Genomic DNA, 2,341 nt, shown 5'->3' with positions numbered 1-2,341 from the left:
CGACGAGCGCCGGTGGCACCTGGTGCAGCGGCTCGCTGCACCAGAGCGCCACGACGCTGGCGAGCAGCCCGAGGCAGCGGGTCTCGACCGAGCTGAGCGGGCCGGTGACCCGCTGCCCGACTCGTCGACGAGTTCGGTCGGGGCGCCGACGAGGTCGGTGACGATCGCGTAGAAGCGGCGGTCGATCTCGCCGCGCAGCGAGCTGCTGGTCTGGCCGACGGGCTGTTCGCCGTGGTAGTCCCAGGTGAGGGTGGCGAGCCGGCCGTGGGTGCCGCCGGTGGAGGTCTCCTCCACGAGGGTGGTGCCCCACCAGACGAAGTCGGTGCGCTCGACGACGCCGCCTTCGGCGTCGAGGCGTTCCTTGGCGACGCGGCGGCCCAGCGGGTCGTAGTGGTAGCGCCAGTGGGTGCCGTCGGGGGTGGTGACGGCGGTGAGCCGGTCCTCGGCGTCCCACGCGTAGCGCCAGGTCTCGGGCTTGCGGGAGAGCCGGGTGCGCTGCCGCAGGGTGACGCGTCCCGTGGCGTCGTACTCGTAGCGGACGCCGCCGGCGCGGGTCAGGCGGGTGCCGTCGAAGGCGCGGGGGCCGATGGCGTCGGCGGCGACGGCCTCGGGCCACTGGGCGTCGGTCTGCTGGCCCGCCCGGTCGTAGGCGTAGCTCTCGGTCCAGCCGGGTGCGGAGACGGTGGTGACGCGGCCGACGGGGTCCAACTGGTAGCCGGTGACGCCGAGGTGGCTCTCGGCGACGGTGGTGAGGTAGTGGTCGGGCCGGTAGGCGAAGGAGCGTTGCCGGAGCGGTCCTTCGGCGCCGTTGAGCGACTGCTGGGTGAGTCGCCCGGCCTGGTCCCAGGTCTGGCTGAGGGTGAACCGCTCGTCGAGGTGGCGGGCGGTCTCGCGGCCGAGGGGGTCGTGGTCGAAGGTGAGGGTGCGGCCGGCCGTGGTCAGCTCGACGGCGTCGCCTGCGGCGTTGTAGCTCCAGGTGCTGGTGTGGCCGCTGGGGGTGGTGCGGCTGAGGACGCGGCCGAGGGGGTCGTGGGTCTGGTCGACGGTGAGGCCGTTGACGCCCTCGGAGTTGACCCGGCCGAGCGCGTCGTAGCCGACGACGACCTCGGCGCCCGGGCTCTCGGCGCGGGTCAGCTGGCCGAGCGGGTCGTAGGCGTAGCTGGTGCGGCGTCCCTCGGCGGTCTTGGCGGTGACGTGGCCGAGGATGTCGCGCTCGTAGGCGACGGTCTGGCCGAGGGCGTTGACGCGGGCGACGAGTTGGCCGGCGGCGTCGTGCCGGTAGGCGACGGTGCGGCCGTCGTAGTCGGACTCGGCGACCAGCCGGCCGGCGTCGTCGTAGGTGTAGTCCCAGGTGAGGCCGTGCGGGCCGACGACGCGGGTGAGGCGGAGCTCGGTGTCGCGGCGGAACGCGTAGCGGGCGCCGTCCTGGTCGACGCGGGCGCTCGGCAGGTCGAAGGCGCCGTACTCGAAGGCGGTGACGCCGCCGTTCTCGTCGGTGTGGGCCAGGCAGTTGCCCTCGCCGTCCCAGGTCCAGGTCTGGACGCCGCCCACCTGGTCGGTGTGGCGCAGCGGCTTGCCCTCGGTCGAGTACTCGGTGGTGGCGACGGTGCCCAGCGGGTCGACGACCCGGGTGGGGCGGCCGAAGGCGTCGCGCGTGTAGTGGGTGACCTCGCCCTGAGGATCGGTGACGGCGACGGGCAGCCCGGCGGCGTCGCAGCGGACCCTGGTGGTGCGGCCCAGCGCGTCGGTGACGGCGGCCAGGCCGCCGTGCCCGTCGTAGGCGTACCGGGTGCGGTGGCCGGCCGGGTCGAGGACGACGACGCGGTTGCCGGCGGCGTCGTAGGACTGGGCCCAGACGGAGCCGTCGGGTTCGGTGATCTCGGTGGGCTGGCCCAGCTCGTTGTACTCGTAGCGGGTGGCCAGGCCGTCGGGTCGGATCAGGGCCGCGAGGCGCCCGGCGTCGTCGAGGTGGCGGGTGGTGGTGCGGCCGAGGGGATCGGTGGTGGCCATGGCGCGGTCGTAGCGGTCCCGGTCATGGTGGGTGGTGTGGCCCAACGCGTTGGTCTCGGCGACGAGTTGGTAGGAGTCGTTGAACTGGTAGACCGTGCTGTGGCCGAGGGAGTCGACGGCGACGGTGCGGTGGACGGCCGGCTGGTAGTGGTAGCGGTACTCCAGGGCGCGGTCGGTGCCGGTGGTGAAGACGCAGCGGCCTTCGGTGTCGTACTGGTAGGTGTACCAGTAGCCGTTGCGGTCTTCCCAGCGGGTGAGCCGGTGGTGGCTGTCGTAGGTGAAGGTCAGTGGTCGGCCGGAGGAGTTGGTGATCTCGGCGAGGAGGCCGGCG

General features: G+C 73.4%; 1 pseudogene. It reads right to left on the bottom strand.

The annotated features are described in order from the left end of the window. A pseudogene (locus tag E1283_RS35420) lies at positions 1-2,341 on the bottom strand (type IV secretion protein Rhs); the annotation flags it as partial.

Source organism: Streptomyces hainanensis (assembly GCF_004348415.1).
Lineage (GTDB): Bacteria > Actinomycetota > Actinomycetes > Streptomycetales > Streptomycetaceae > Streptomyces > Streptomyces hainanensis.
Note: the sequence above shows the minus strand (reverse complement) of the source record. Positions and strands in the feature narration are given on the sequence as shown.